General features: G+C 57.0%; 17 protein-coding genes. 7 read left to right on the top strand and 10 right to left on the bottom strand.

The genetic code is table 11. The annotated features are described in order from the left end of the window. The 4 genes from Q0816_RS18325 to Q0816_RS18310 all read right to left on the bottom strand — a co-directional run bounded on the left by Q0816_RS18325 (nt 1) and on the right by Q0816_RS18310 (nt 2419). A complete protein-coding gene (locus Q0816_RS18325) occupies nt 1-456 on the bottom strand; it encodes a DUF1178 family protein (protein WP_298853334.1) in 456 nt (151 codons plus the stop codon). A 71-nt stretch (nt 457-527) separates the two neighbouring features. Next, nucleotides 528-989, bottom strand: a complete 462-nt coding sequence (locus Q0816_RS18320) for an NUDIX hydrolase (protein ID WP_298853332.1) — start codon at nt 987-989, stop codon at nt 528-530. A gap of 139 nt (nt 990-1128) precedes the next feature. Beyond that, nucleotides 1129-1872, bottom strand: a complete 744-nt coding sequence (locus Q0816_RS18315) for an EcsC family protein (RefSeq protein ID WP_298853329.1) — start codon at nt 1870-1872, stop codon at nt 1129-1131. A 52-nt stretch (nt 1873-1924) separates the two neighbouring features. Further along, the gene (locus tag Q0816_RS18310) at nt 1925-2419 is read right to left on the bottom strand and encodes a GNAT family N-acetyltransferase (RefSeq protein WP_298853326.1); all 495 of its coding nucleotides are present in this window, start codon (nt 2417-2419) and stop codon (nt 1925-1927) included. A gap of 71 nt (nt 2420-2490) precedes the next feature. On the opposite strand from Q0816_RS18310, the gene Q0816_RS18305 reads away from it, so the two are divergent. Beyond that, complete coding sequence (locus tag Q0816_RS18305) at nt 2491-3096, top strand: flavin reductase family protein (RefSeq protein ID WP_298853323.1); 606 nt, start codon at nt 2491-2493, stop codon at nt 3094-3096. A 137-nt stretch (nt 3097-3233) separates the two neighbouring features. Here the strand turns inward: Q0816_RS18305 and Q0816_RS18300 are convergent, their stop codons facing one another. Then, nucleotides 3234-4868, bottom strand: a complete 1635-nt coding sequence (locus Q0816_RS18300) for a SulP family inorganic anion transporter (protein WP_298853321.1) — start codon at nt 4866-4868, stop codon at nt 3234-3236. 91 nt (nt 4869-4959) lie between these two features. Here Q0816_RS18300 and Q0816_RS18295 point away from each other — a divergent pair, with 91 nt between their 5' ends. Next, nucleotides 4960-5595, top strand: a complete 636-nt coding sequence (locus tag Q0816_RS18295) for a hypothetical protein (protein WP_298853319.1) — start codon at nt 4960-4962, stop codon at nt 5593-5595. Nucleotides 5596-5661: 66 nt separating this feature from the next. Then, entirely contained in the window at nt 5662-6534 is an 873-nt protein-coding gene (locus Q0816_RS18290; protein ID WP_298853316.1) for an S-methyl-5'-thioadenosine phosphorylase, read from the top strand. Nucleotides 6535-6625: 91 nt separating this feature from the next. On the opposite strand, the gene Q0816_RS18285 is transcribed toward Q0816_RS18290, so the two are convergent. Both Q0816_RS18285 and Q0816_RS18280 read right to left on the bottom strand, forming a co-directional pair. Further along, nucleotides 6626-7411 (bottom strand): alpha/beta hydrolase, encoded by a 786-nt coding sequence (locus Q0816_RS18285; protein WP_298853314.1) that lies wholly within the window; start codon nt 7409-7411, stop codon nt 6626-6628. A 262-nt stretch (nt 7412-7673) separates the two neighbouring features. Then, on the bottom strand, nt 7674-8360 hold the full coding sequence (locus Q0816_RS18280) for a hypothetical protein (RefSeq protein WP_298853311.1): 687 nt from the start codon (nt 8358-8360) through the stop codon (nt 7674-7676). A 294-nt stretch (nt 8361-8654) separates the two neighbouring features. On the opposite strand from Q0816_RS18280, the gene Q0816_RS18275 reads away from it, so the two are divergent. Further along, complete coding sequence (locus tag Q0816_RS18275; protein ID WP_298853309.1) at nt 8655-9284, top strand: LysE family translocator; 630 nt, start codon at nt 8655-8657, stop codon at nt 9282-9284. A gap of 7 nt (nt 9285-9291) precedes the next feature. Here the strand turns inward: Q0816_RS18275 and Q0816_RS18270 are convergent, their stop codons facing one another. Beyond that, nucleotides 9292-9471 carry a hypothetical protein gene (locus Q0816_RS18270; RefSeq protein ID WP_298853306.1) on the bottom strand — a complete coding sequence of 60 codons (180 nt, stop codon included), beginning with the start codon at nt 9469-9471 and terminating at the stop codon, nt 9292-9294. A 101-nt stretch (nt 9472-9572) separates the two neighbouring features. Between Q0816_RS18270 and Q0816_RS18265 the strand changes: the two genes are divergently transcribed. The 3 genes from Q0816_RS18265 (at nt 9573) to Q0816_RS18255 (ending at nt 10983) form a co-directional block, all read left to right on the top strand. Then, nucleotides 9573-9719: a hypothetical protein gene (locus Q0816_RS18265; protein WP_298853305.1), complete on the top strand. Its 147-nt coding sequence runs from the start codon at nt 9573-9575 to the stop codon at nt 9717-9719. A gap of 71 nt (nt 9720-9790) precedes the next feature. Then, the gene (locus Q0816_RS18260; RefSeq protein ID WP_298853303.1) at nt 9791-10330 is read left to right on the top strand and encodes an adenine phosphoribosyltransferase; all 540 of its coding nucleotides are present in this window, start codon (nt 9791-9793) and stop codon (nt 10328-10330) included. 170 nt (nt 10331-10500) lie between these two features. Continuing rightward, nucleotides 10501-10983, top strand: a complete 483-nt coding sequence (locus Q0816_RS18255; protein WP_298853300.1) for a fasciclin domain-containing protein — start codon at nt 10501-10503, stop codon at nt 10981-10983. A gap of 35 nt (nt 10984-11018) precedes the next feature. On the opposite strand, the gene Q0816_RS18250 is transcribed toward Q0816_RS18255, so the two are convergent. Together Q0816_RS18250 and Q0816_RS18245 are read right to left on the bottom strand one after the other, a co-directional pair. After that, the gene (locus tag Q0816_RS18250) at nt 11019-12434 is read right to left on the bottom strand and encodes an FAD-binding oxidoreductase (RefSeq protein WP_298853298.1); all 1416 of its coding nucleotides are present in this window, start codon (nt 12432-12434) and stop codon (nt 11019-11021) included. Between the two features lie 38 nt (nt 12435-12472). Next, the gene (locus Q0816_RS18245) at nt 12473-13291 is read right to left on the bottom strand and encodes an MBL fold metallo-hydrolase (protein ID WP_298853295.1); all 819 of its coding nucleotides are present in this window, start codon (nt 13289-13291) and stop codon (nt 12473-12475) included. Between the last annotated feature and the right edge of the window lie 33 nt (nt 13292-13324).

The following is a 13324-nucleotide window of genomic DNA, read 5'->3' as shown; positions in this document are numbered from 1 at the left end:
TCAGTTGGTCTTTCTGCTGGGCACAAACGGCAGCGGGGCCACTGGCACGCCGTCTTCGATCAGCGATTTCGCCTCATCGGGCTTAGCTTCGCCATAGATGGCGCGGTCCGGGGCCTCGCCCAAGTGTATCTTGCGCGCCTCGCTGGCAAAGTCCCTACCCACGTAGTCCGAGTTCTCTTCGACGTGGCGTCGCATCTCAGCCAGCACCTTCTCGATCTTTGGCGATGAGGTAGCCACGTCAATTCTTTCTTCGGCGGCGGGCAGGTTTTCGACTTTCTTCTGCGCGCTCCGCGCCGGGCGGACCCGTGGCGTCATGATCGCTTTTTCAACCTGCGTACATCCGCAAACCGCGCAAGTGACCATACCCGCAGCGGCCAGCTTGTCATAGGCTTCGGCGGATTGGAACCAACTGTCGAATGTGTGGTCGTGGCTACATTTCAACGCGTATTGAATCATGTTCAGTCCAAAAAAAGATTGGCGAATAGATACCGATTGAAGTGACAATATCAAGCCTGTCAGATGCGATCTTAATGTGTGTACGGCTTAAAGTCGCGTAACATTTCAGCAAGCTCGGGCGAATTGACCTTTTGCGCCGCTTTTTTGGGCGAAAACCACTTGCGCTTTCGCGCGCCAGTTTCGGGATAGTTCTGCTCCACTGCCAGCACATGCACCGGGAAAACATCCACAAGGCACAAGGTTGGGAGCCGGTTCAAACGGTGCTTATGATACAGGAACTGCCCTAACCGCACCTCGCTGCAATGGCCGGTAACGCCTGCCTCTTCCCACGCCTCTTGCAATGCGGTTTCCTGCGGACTCAGGCCGGGGATGAGCCACCCTTTGGGAATAATCCAGCGGCGTGACTTGCGTGTCGTGATCAGCAGCACCTCTGGGCGGCCGCGTTTGATCCGAAAACATAAGGCCGAGTATTGCTGCAAAACAGGCTGCTTTGCAGCTTTGGGACGGTCCTGAAGCAACGGTCTTGCATTCATTGAGCGGCACACCCTTTCGGCCATATCCCTCGTCGGCCTGCCGCCCTGGTCCAAAACAGACTTATTTAGCGGCTAGCACCTACGAGGATACCACATGATGTGGCGCCCGCCAAGGCTGTCACATTGTCAAAGGTATTGCTCACATCCGGGCTGAAAGCCGTCGCATCAGTTCGTCGTGCGCTACGTCGGCATCAATCGCCAGTCGCCGCAGACCGAAATGCACGCGCGCGATCTGTTGATAATACCGTGTGTAGACGTAGTTCGTGCCACCGCCGGCCAAGGCCCCGAGTACAGGAATGGACTGGGCCGCCAGTTTTTGCCCCAGCACAATCGAAAAACGAGGCGCAACGGCAGCAATAAGACGTTGCATCGCCGGACCGGTCAAGGTCAGACGCACGGAGAAAAAGCCCAGATCTGCCCCGTCGTCATGCGATAGCGGTCCTGCCGCCGACAACACACGTACACAGTCAAACTTTACATTTTCTTCAGATGGATCAAACCCTTCACGGGCGGCGGCCCCCTGAATGGCGCGCAGCAGCATGGTTGTGGTTGCCGGAAGCTCCATAAGGGCTGTCGAAACACCGCCCAGCCCTCCGGCCGCGCCCATGGCGGTGGTCACGGCGGTGTTCACCCAGGGCTGCTGATCGGGCACAGCGCGCCGCGAGCCCTGAGCCGCGTGCATCGCCAGCCATAACGCCTGCTCGGTTGCGCCGGTCAGGCCGTGTCGCACAGGTTCCGGCAATTGCTCCAACAAAGACTCAGCTGAACCGCCCAGTTTGTTCAGCAGTTTGACACCAACGCCTCCGGCAGATCGATAGTGATCCGCCAGACGATCCAGTTCGGCCTCGGCATCCACATTTTCGACAAGAACCACGTTCTGCATTCACGCCCTCCTGCTTATCAACATCGGCGTTGGACGGTGTGGATTCAATAGGTCAGCGGCTCCAGCGCGTAACTGTTCCCTGAACCCCGCACCAGACACCGGGGACCAGTTCCAACCCCAAAACCCGGTCCGGGTTGGTGGGCGGAGGCATCTCGACCCCCCGCAACCGGGCGAATCCAAATCGCTTGTAATAGGGCTCGTCCCCGACCAACATAACGCGTTTCCACCCGCGGCTCCGACCCGCTTCTACTCCGGCGTGGATCAGGTAACGGCCCAACCCTTCGCCCTGATGGGTCGGGTGCACGGCTACCGGCCCCAACAGCAAAGCATCGTGATCGCCAACATGGACGGGCCAGAACCGGATCGCACCAGCCAGAATGCCCTGACCGTCGCGCGCGACCAGAGACAGGCCCGCAACCGGCGGCACATCATCGCGCAACCGATACGACGATAGAGCCTCACGACCTGGTGCGAAGCACAGATCATAGAGCGCCTCGACCTCCCACCAATCGTCCGGCTCTTCCGGCCTGATCCCGAATTGCTGCACCCTGCCCTCTTTTCCTTGCTGGAATTCGCCCTAGCACTTCGGTACGCCTTGGGCAAACGCTTGGAGATCAGATGTTCTATCGCCCCGAAGACGGCCATGGCCTGCCGCACAACCCGTTCAACGCCATTATCACACCGCGCCCGATCGGCTGGATATCAACCCGGGATGCAGATGGGATCAACAATCTGGCACCGTATTCCTTTTTCAACGGCGTTGCATACGCGCCGCCGCAAGTGATGTTTGCCTCGACTGGCACCAAGCACGATCAGAATGGCGGCAAAGACAGTATCGCCAATATCGAGGCAACGAGTGTTTTCTGCGTGAACGTCGTTGCACATGCTCATCGGGACGCGATGAACGCAAGCTCGGCTGGCCTGCCGAAAGACGTTGACGAGTTTTCACATGCCGGGCTGAAACCCACCGAATGCGAAACCATTCCCTGCGCACGGATTGAAGGGGTTCCCGCTGCGCTGGAATGCAAACTGACCCAGATCATAACCCTGCCCGGCAAAGCCAACCGGGTTGTATTTGGCGAAGTAACTGGCGTTCACCTTCACGACGAGCACATCCGAGACGGCAAGTTCGATGTGACCTCTTTCAAACCTCTGGCGCGGCTCGGGTATAGGGATTATTCAGTAGTATCCGAGTTATTCTCACTCGATCGCCCGGATGATTGACGTGATCCAGGGGCTCTGCCCCCGCCGCCCGTTCCGGGCGCCTCCCCCGAGGTATTTTTAGGCCAGATGAACTAGGGATCCTGTTTTCATCTGGCTTCAAATACCTCGGAGCGCGAGGCAGAGCCTCGCATAAGGCTTCAGTGACCGCCTAGAATACCGGTTCGAACAGAGTAATCGACCGCCAGCTCGTAATCCGGGTCATCATCACTGTCGACCATCAGGTGACCTGCTTTGTTCAGCAGCTTGTGACAATCGCGGCTCAGATGACGCAGCATAACGCGTTTGCCCGCAGCCTCGTATTTTGCCGCAATGTTTTCGATGGCCTGAAGGGCGGACTGATCCACGACACGGCTTTCGGCGAAATCGACGATGACAGTTTCAGGGTCGTTCACTACTTCGAACAATTCGATAAAGCCTTCCGACGATCCAAAGAACAACGGCCCCTGAATTTCATAGACTTTCGCACCCTTCTCGGTCTCGGATTCGCGCGTGACGGCGTGAATGCGTTTGGCGTTGTTCCACGCATAGGCCAGCGCCGAGACAATAACACCGACAACAACGGCAACCGCAAGGTCCTCCATCACTGTGACGACGGTGACCAGAACGATGACGAAGGCATCGGTCATGGGCACTTTGCGCATGATCTTGAACGAGTTCCACGCGAAGGTGCCTATCACCACCATGAACATCACGCCGACCAGCGCTGCCAGTGGGATTTGCTCGATCAGAGGCGACGCAAACAGGATGAAGACCAGCAGGAAAAGTGCCGCCGCGATACCGGCGATGCGGGTACGGCCACCAGATTTCACGTTGATCATCGACTGACCAATCATCGCGCAGCCGCCCATACCGCTGAAGAAACCGGTTACAATGTTTGATGCACCCTGAGCGATACACTCCTGAGACGCGCCACCGCGCTTGCCGGTGATCTCGCCAACAAGGTTCAGGGTCAGCAGGGATTCGATCAGGCCAATGGCGGCCAGAATGACAGCATAGGGCAGGATGATTTCGAATGTTTCCCAGTTCAGCGGGACCATTGGAATGTGGAATGCAGGCAGACCGCCCTCGATCGACGCCAGATCGCCGACCCGTGGAACATCCAGGCCAAAGCCGATCACAATTGCCGCCACGACAACAATCCCCGCCAGAGGAGCTGGTACAACACGCGTGATGCGGGGCATCACCCATATCACCGCCATGGTCAGAGCAACAAGACCCAGCATGGTGTAAAGCTGCATCCCCGGCAGCCAGTCTCCGCCGCTCATGCCGTGACCGGTGTTTTCCATGGTTCCAGGCACTTTGAACTGCCCCATCTGCGCCAGGAAAATCACAATGGCCAGGCCATTCACAAAACCCAGCATCACCGGGTGCGGCACCAATCGGATAAAGCGCCCCCAATGCATGGCCCCCGCGATAATCTGGAGAATGCCCATAAGGACAACGGTCGCGAACAGGTATTCCACTCCATGTTCGGCCACCAGCGCCACCATGACGACAGCCAGAGCGCCGGTCGCGCCCGAGATCATGCCGGGTCGCCCGCCGATCAGCGCGGTGATCAGACCCACCAAAAAGGCCGCATACAGACCGACCAGCGGGTGCACGCCTGCCACAAAGGCAAAGGCCACGGCCTCGGGCACCAGTGCAAGGGCCACGGTCAGGCCGGACAGCAGCTCGATCCGCAGGCGCGAGACGGTCAGCCCCTCATCCGGAACCCAGCGCAGATCGGGTATGGCGACGCGTTTGGCAAAGCTTGCCAGCAAGGCTCGGGGCATTGATCAGTCCTATGGGGTTTTATGTTCGCGCGAAGGGGCCGTTGTAGCGGGCACGACAGTGTTGAGCTACTGCATTAGGTGGGATGCAGCCATGCACCCCTCACATACCTCAACCTCGCGGCAACGTGATTTGCCGGACCCAAGCCAGGCACCCAACTGTGAGACCATGCGTTGGATCATCCTCTTTCTCGTCTCAGCCCTTCCCGCCTTTGGGCAGGACTTGCAGGGCAATGACACGGCCGGAAACTGGCGTGTCACCCATCATGAGATTTTCGGGATCTGGAATTCGATCTGCGACGAGCGCGAAGAAAACGGCGCGTTGCGGCAGCGGTGTTACATCCGGCGGGCAGAGGTGTTTTCGCTTCGGCCAAAGTTTGCGGCGCAGTTCGTATTCATAACGCCAGAACCAGAAGGGTTCAAAGTTGAGTTCGGGATAGAGCCCGGCACCTTTTACAGCCCTTCAGGGTTTCGCATCGACAAAGGTGACGAAACCATCTGGCGCACACGGCGTCCGGGATGCCTGACAGGGTTGAGCTGCACCTTCGACGACCATCGCGGCCAGGAAGTGCTGGATGCCATGCTGAATGGAGACGCGTATCGCTTTGTGTTCCGAGACCGGCACGGGCAATCGCAGGATCTGACCTGGCCACTGGACACGTTTGGTTCTGCGTGGGCCGATTTCACTGCGCAATCGCAACAGCGCAACCTGTTGGCGGTACAGGATTAGACCTCTTGTCAAATCCCGGCTGAACCCGCACAAATTCAATATCAGTTTTTCAGGCGGAGCAGGACAGTGACCCAAACCAAGATAGCCGTCATAGGCGGATCAGGCATCTATGAAATCGATGGGCTGGAAAACGCGGAATGGGTTGAAGTTGAGACCCCATGGGGGACGCCCTCGGACCAGATCCTGACCGGATCGCTGGACGGCGTCGAAATGGCTTTTCTGCCGCGTCATGGGCGCGGTCATGTGCATTCGCCGACCGATGTACCCTATCGCGCCAATATCGACGCGTTGAAGCGGTTGGGGGTGACCGATGTGATCTCGGTTTCGGCCTGCGGGTCGTTCCGAGAGCATATGGCGCCCGGCGATTTCGTGGTTGTCGATCAATTCATCGACCGCACTTTTGCACGAGACAAGAGCTTTTTCGGCACCGGGTGCGTCGCCCATGTCAGCGTCGCCCATCCCACTTGCCCGCGCCTGTCGGACGCTTGCGAGACTGCAGGCAGGACTGCAGGTATCACCATCCATCGTGGTGGAACATATCTGGCGATGGAAGGGCCGCAATTTTCCAGCCTTGCTGAATCGAAGATGTATCGCGAGCAATGGGGCTGCGATGTGATCGGCATGACCAACATGCCCGAAGCCAAACTCGCCCGCGAGGCCGAGCTCTGTTATGCCTCGATCGCGATGGTCACGGATTATGACAGCTGGCACCCGGACCATGGTGAGGTGGACGTTTCGACCATCATCGCCACCCTGACCGGCAATGCCGACAAAGGTCGGGCACTGGTTAAAGGCCTGCCCCCCCTGTTGGGGTCCGAGCGCGCGCCCTGCCCACATGGGTGCGACCGGGCGCTGGAGTTTGCCATTCTCACTGCCCCCGAAAAACGCGACCCGGCGCTGCTGGCCAAACTGGACGCGGTAGCCGGGCGGATTCTTTAAGTTCTGAGTTGGCTTCAGTTACGTGGCAGGCTGTCCTGTACGGTTTGCCACAGACCATGCGTCCACAAATCACCATGCGTGCCGCCGGGTACTATATAGAGCTGAACCGTGTCTTCGGCCAATTCAGCAAGGGTTTGCCATGATGCATCGGAACGGTTTCGTCATCCGTGCCGTGGAAGATCAGCGTGGGCACGTCGATTTCGGTGATAATGTCGCGCGTGGCGAAATGGTCTTTCATCAAGGCTGAAACCGGCAACCATGGGTGCCGTTCCGCTGCGACATCCACAGTCGCCGTGAAAGGTGCCTCAAGCACCAACAGTTCCGCCGTGGGTCGCTGAGCCGCAACTGCTGCCGCGACGGCAGTGCCAAGGCTTTGACCGTGCAGAACGATCCTTTCCCCCGCCCGGTCCAGCTGATCAAACAGCTCAAGCCCATCCGAGATCAAGGCCATTTCGGATGGTGTTCCGCTACTTTCCGGATACCCGCGGTAGCTAGGAGCCAGCAGGCCGTAACCACTGTTCAGTATCTCTTTGAGCCGGTCCGCGCGGTCCCCAAGGTTTCCGCTTTGACCGTGAAAGAACAATACGGTTGGCGCGTCTTTGGTAGCTGCGCAGGCAGACCAGACGGTCAGTTCTGTTCCATCTGCCATGGAGACCATGGACACATCTACATCCGCCAATCCAACTGCGGAGGGTTCAGGCAAAACCCCGGATGGTTTGAACAGCAGCGTGCGCTGGTTCAGGTACATGTACCCGACGGCAGCGGCGTAAACCATCCCGACCAGAACGATCAGGGCAATACCCGCAGTCTTCCAGCGACGGATCGAAGAACCGGCTTTTGAAATCTGTTCGGAATTTACGTACTGGCTCTGATCCATCACACCCTCATTTGCATCCGTTCGCACCATAGACTGGTAGAGAACTCGCGCGTTTCAAGGAACATGGAGAAGGCTTAATTCTCGCTTCAGATCGTGTTTGACCTGCCCCGCGCCAACCATTCAGCCCGAGGATCACACCTGTTTTTATGCAAAGCAAGCATGTGCGACCGATCAGAAAGCGTGATCCCGGTTTGGCGGCGAGGTTTTTTCGGCAACCGGGCGGCGTCTTTGAACCGCCCGAAGCCATGGTTGGGGATCCGAATTATTCGATCCGAACCAGATCCCAATCTGCTTTCTTGCGCGTCAGCCAACCGATCTTGAGAACCTGATGCTGTGGCACGGGATTGATGCAGTCCGCATCACATCCTTTGGGGATAATGCTGGAACGCGACAATTGAACCATCTGCGGTCGGTTGGGGTCATCCGGTGCAAAATACACCATGTCCACGATGAAGACGGACTGGTCCGGTCTGCGGACATGTTCCACAACCTTGTCCAGGCACGCGGTTTCAAGGGTTGTGCTAAGCTCGTCCCCACGGAAGGTCTTGTTGAACTCCCAGACAACGCTGGCTTTGTCCATTTGCATTCCGGCCAGAATCTTTTCACCGACAAACTGACCGACTTCAGAGATCGCGCCATTCAAACCCCGCCCCCAGTCGTTGATCCCCTCAAACCGAACGCGGGTTACGGGATACTCGTCAGCCTTATGCAATGCACATAGTTTGATAGGTGAGAAATCACCTGTGCCGTGATTAAAGGCATAAGCGTCCCCGGGTTTGGGGCTGTCCAGCCGATGGGCCGGAATACTGTTGCGATCATAACGCAGATCTGCTTCATCTGCGTCCAGAACTAAGGGCCTGCAGAAGGCCAGCACGGCGATAACGGCAGCGATTCCAATCAGATACCCCGCCCGTTTACGAAATACATCGAAGAGATTTGGAAAGGTCATGGTTGCTCCGTCACTGTTGGACAACACAAATTCCCTCCACAATCCGTGTAACCCTCTGGGCATCCCTGAGCCAGCAGATATGTAGGAATAACGACAAACAGAAGGAGCGAAAGCCCCGCAGCAAAGTGTTTCATAGCTAAATTCCTTCTTAAAACATGCATAATGTAACATAAACGTGAACAAAAAGCGAGTCAGTCAGGGGTCAGAGCCGGAGCTTGGGAGATCCGATTGACAATCCACTGCCATCGGATTTTGCTGCGGTGAAATCGAAACCTATGCAATGGTCTGAAATTGATGTCCCTTGAACTTTGGCTGACCTTTGTCGCGGCCTCCACTGCTTTGCTGTTGATCCCCGGTCCGACCGTGTTGCTGGTGCTCAGCTATGCCTTGTCCAAAGGGCGAAGTGTTGCCGTTGCCTCTGCTACCGGAGTCGCGGTGGGGGATCTTGTGGCCATGTCTGCGTCACTGCTGGGGTTGGGCGCGCTTGTTCTGGCCTCAGCCACATTGTTTTCTGTGCTCAAATGGGTCGGCGCAGCCTATCTGGTCTGGCTTGGGATCAAACTGTTGCGCAGCGCGCCGTCTGGTGGTTTGAGCACGGTCGACACCGGGCGTGATGTCACCGCACGCAGCGTGTTTGGCCACGCGGCTGCGGTTACGGCGCTGAACCCGAAATCAATCGCCTTCTTCATTGCATTCGTGCCGCAATTCCTGCGCCCCGCCGAACCTCTGGGGCCGCAATTCGCCATCCTGATCGTCACCTTCGTGGGACTGGCCTGGTTGAACGCGCTTGCCTATGCCCTTCTGGCGGACAAGTTGCGACGTCTGATCGGCCGAACCGGTGTTATCACTGCAATGACACGTTTTGGCGGATTGACCCTGATCGGGATGGGCGTGGCCACGGCAGTGCTGCGCCGTCCGGCCTGAGGTTGCCTTAATCCTCGGCATGTTCTTTCATGAAGCCGCGAATAAATCTGCGGATTTCGCGCGCAGCTGACGTGTCCAGTTCTTTGCAAAGCTCGACAAACGCGTCACGTTCGTCCTTGTCCAGGCGTAAGACCAACTGGCTGTTTTTCTTGGTTGATCCTTTGCCGTCTTTCTTAGCCACGCGCATTATTCCTAACAAAATCTTGCAATTTATGACGATGCAATGTATATACATAGCATAGTGATTGTCGTTATCGGGCACTTAACAACAATTAAAGGAATATGGCAATGAACCTTCATGCTGCTCAGGCATTTCTTTTGCGAGATCAACGCAATTGGCGCAAACCGCACCTGTCTTGGTTGCCAGCCACGCTGTACCGGTATTACGGCCTGCCCAAGGCTGTAATCTCAAGCCGTTCCTGGTCGCGCGATTGAATTGTTCCTTGCATGGTCAACCCCCATGGGCCAAACACGGTGTTGGTATTTGACGCAATAAAGGTTGGCTGATGTCCAGGAACAAAACTGTCAAAGATTACATCCGAACCATCGTCGATTTCCCGCATGAAGGGATCATGTTTCGGGATGTGACCACTCTTTTTGCCGACCCTCGCGGGTTTCGGATGGCCATCGACCAGATGTTGCACCCCTATGCCGGAGAACAGATCGACAAGGTCGTTGGTCTTGAGGCGCGCGGGTTCATTCTGGGCGGCGCTATTGCGCACCAGCTGAGCGTCGGGTTCGTACCGATCCGCAAGAAGGGCAAGTTGCCCGGCACTACGATCAGCCAAGATTACAAACTGGAATACGGTGAAGCGATTGTCGAGCTTCACGACGATGCCATTCAGCCGGGCGAGAAGATTTTAGTTGTGGACGACCTGTTGGCCACGGGCGGCACTGCTGCCGCCGGCATCAAACTGATTGAGCGGTTAGGGGGTGAGATCGTTTCCTGCGCATTCATCATCGACCTGCCCGATCTTGGCGGTCGCAAAGTGCTGAAAGATATGGGTATGGACGTGCACATCCTGTGCGAGTTTGAAGGTCTTTGACCCAAGAAACGTCACAAAGATGTGATTGGAAAACAAAAGCTGTGCTGGTTTAGCGCGGCTTTTGTTTTGATCAACCTACAACACTGCTCAAAACCAGTGATCTTGTTGTGAGGATGACGCGTACCCCGGGTGATGCTGCATTAAGCATTTCAACCTTGGGAGACTACGCTATGTTCCGCAAATTCGCCGCCGCCAGTGTTGCTTCGATCATCCTTACCACTACAGCCGTCGCAGATGGCCATGGTAAAGACATTGTCGACACTGCTGTCGCGGCAGGCAGCTTTGAAACCCTTGTCGCCGCAGTTCAAGCCGCTGAACTGGTGGACACACTGAAGGGCGAAGGCCCGTTCACAGTATTTGCCCCCACCGACGATGCGTTTGCCGCATTGCCTGAAGGTACTGTCGAGAACCTGCTGAAACCTGAAAACAAAGATCAGCTTGTTGCTATCCTGACCTACCATGTGGTGCCGGGTAAGGTGATGTCGGGTGATCTGAGCGATGATATGACTGCTGCAACCGTGCAGGGCGGTGATATCACCATTGACCTCGATTCCGGTGTGATGGTGAATGACGCCAACGTTGTTAAGGCCGACATTGAAACCAAAAACGGCGTGATCCACATGATCGACAAGGTGATCCTTCCTGCGTCGTAATCATGGATCGGGCACGGCTCACCCTTGGGCCGTGTTCACCTCTTGAAGACTGCCCCCGGATTCATGATGCCCAGAGGGTCAAGGGCAGCCTTGATTGCCCGCATCGCCGCCAGCTTTACCGGATCGCCATAGCGTTCAAGATCGTCGGTTTTCATTCGGCCCACGCCATGTTCCGCACTGATTGATCCGTCAAAGGCGTCAACCAGATCATGCACCAGGTGCTTTACGGCAGCCTTCTGGCTGTCAAAATCCGATCGGCTTTGCCCCTTGGGTGGGAACACATTGTAATGCAGATTGCCGTCGCCCAGATGACCGAAACAATTAATCCGAAACGGACCGAGGCTTGTAATCGTCGCACCTGCCTTGCAAATGAATTCGGGAATTCTTGAAATCGGGATCGAGATATCATGGCTCGACACCGAACCGATCAGGCGATTGGCCTCTGGGATGCGTTCACGTATCGCCCAAAGAGCGGCCCGCTGCGCCTCGCTTTGCGCAATTACACCGTTCTGAACCAGATTGATCGCTTCTGCGCGGGTATAAATGTCTTCCAGCGCTTCGGAAGGTGATTGCCCCTTGGCCATCCCCAGTTCAATCAACACGGACCACTCAGGACGCGCGCTGAACGGTTGGCGGACATCCGGTAGAACCTCGGACAGGAAATCAAGCCCTTGCCGATGGATCAGTTCAAAGGTGCTGACCGTCTCACCCACCTGATCCCGCGCCATGGCCAGAAGATCGATGGCCGCCTCGGGTGAGGTGACCTGAAGCATCGCGGTACCCACAGCAGCAGGCCGGGGGAACAGTTTGAGCGATGCCGCGGTGATGATCCCCAGCGTGCCCTCGGCCCCGATCATCAGGTTGCGCAGATCGTAGCCCGTATTGTCCTTTCGCAACCGGCTGAGACCGTGCCAGATCTCGCCATTGGGCAGCACCGCCTCGAGCCCCAGACACAGATCGCGGGCATTGCCATAGCGCAAAACATTAACGCCTCCAGCATTGGTAGACAGGTTGCCTCCGATCCGGCAAGACCCCTGTGCCGCCAGTGACAGCGGGAACAACCGATCTGCCGCTTCGGCTGCGACCTGAACGTCCTGAAGAACGGCACCCGCCTCGGCAATCAGGATATTCTCCATAGGGAAGACAGATCGAATGGCCGTCATCCGTTCTATTGAGATCAGCAAAGGCGCCGGACCATCCGTCATCACCTGCCCGCCGACCAGACCGGTGCCGCCGCCATAAGGCACGATCGGAACCCGCGCGTCAGAGGCCATCTGCACCAGCGTCGCCACCTCTTCGGCGGTGCGCGGCAAAGCCAACAGACCGGCCTGCCCTGCAAATCGTCCGCGCGGTTCATTCAGATACCGTTCTTCCACGGGGCGCAGTACGTGGTCGCCCAATTTCGAACGGATCAATGCGGCAACAAGGTCATCAGCAGGGTTCAAACTCATACACTTTCATTGCCCAACCAATATCGCGGCGGCAACCCCTATTCCTGATCAATCAGGTAGCGCGGCTCCAGTACCACAACGGTTGGCCGGTCCGGAAGGTCGCGCAAGGAAACAGTGATTTCCGACACCCCGTTGCGTTCAACCGGAAATGTATCCCGGATATCCACCAGGAACCGGTCCAGTGAAAACTGTGAGAACCAGTGCATCGGAATAATGACAGAGCTCTTCAGCCGTTTCAGAACCGAGATCATATCCGGCAGAGGCATGGTGGTCCCACCATCGACAGCGGCCATCACCACATCCAACCGCCCAAGCGCTGCAAACTGTTCATCCGACGGGACATGATGCAAATGCCCCAGATGACCGATACACAGCCCCTCAACCTCGAACACAAAGATCGAATTACCGCGCTCCTCGATCCCGCTAAAGGCAGAACGGATATCTGTCGAGACATTGCGCACCAGCATCTCGCCCAGATCCAGATAATGCTCGATGCCTTGCCCGAACGCACCCCAGCCGGGCAGAGCGTACGGTATGGCCGGGTCGGGATGTGCCGTCCAATGCGTGCTGTGGGCATGGTTCATCGTCACAACATCAGGGATCAGGTCTGCGCTGCCAATAAACCCGGTGAAGTCGGTGACCGCATTCAGCCCGCCACGGGTCTGGATCATGAAAGACGCGTGCGCGATATAGCTGATCCGCACTGAAAACTCCGGTACAGGATCCTGCCACGCCGCTTTGTGCAGAAATTCAATTCCGGGCGTTGCATCGGCGATGGCGATACAATGGCTTGGCCGCCGCTCCTGCGCTGCGGCCCCGCCCGAAATCACCATCAATGCCGCAACCAACCAGCGCATAATCGAAGTGTAGCGCAGAATGCCGACAAGTCA

The organism is uncultured Ruegeria sp., from assembly GCF_947497005.1.
Taxonomy (GTDB): Bacteria; Pseudomonadota; Alphaproteobacteria; order Rhodobacterales; family Rhodobacteraceae; genus Ruegeria.
Note: the sequence above shows the minus strand (reverse complement) of the source record. Positions and strands in the feature narration are given on the sequence as shown.